Origin of the sequence: Methylobacterium sp. E-046, from assembly GCF_022829625.1 — a bacterium.
Taxonomy (GTDB): domain Bacteria; phylum Pseudomonadota; class Alphaproteobacteria; order Rhizobiales; family Beijerinckiaceae; genus Methylobacterium; species Methylobacterium longum.
In genome coordinates this window covers 1-360 of record NZ_JAKSYP010000010.1, presented here as the reverse complement: position 1 = coordinate 360, position 360 = coordinate 1, and the positions used below count along the sequence as shown (strand labels likewise).

Annotated in this window: 1 pseudogene; it reads right to left on the bottom strand. The window is 69.7% G+C overall.

The window, feature by feature from the left end:
- Nucleotides 1-5: 5 nt before the first annotated feature.
- A pseudogene (locus tag MKK82_RS00160) lies at nt 6-360 on the bottom strand (hypothetical protein); the annotation flags it as partial.

The window sequence follows — 360 nt, the reverse complement described above, 5'->3', positions numbered from 1 at the left end:
CGCCCTCAGTGCCTGTATCGTTCGGCGAGCGCCATGAGCGCCTGGGCGAGTTCGGTGAGGTTGGCCGAGGCCGCCTCGACCTGGCGCGTGCCGGCCGCCGTCTGCTGGCTGGCCTGCCGGATGTTCTGCAAGGCGCCCATCACCTGCTCGATGCCCAGCTGCTGCTGGTTGGTCGAGGCCACGATCTGCTGGAACGTCTGCACGTTCTCCTCCACCCGCGCGGTGATCTCCTCGATCGTGCGCTGCGTCGTGTCCGAGCGCGTCTTGCCCGCCGCCGCCCGCTTCACCGCCTCCTCGGTCAGCATCACCGACGTGTTGATCCCCCGCTGGATCTCCCCCAGCAGGCCCCGGACCTGACCC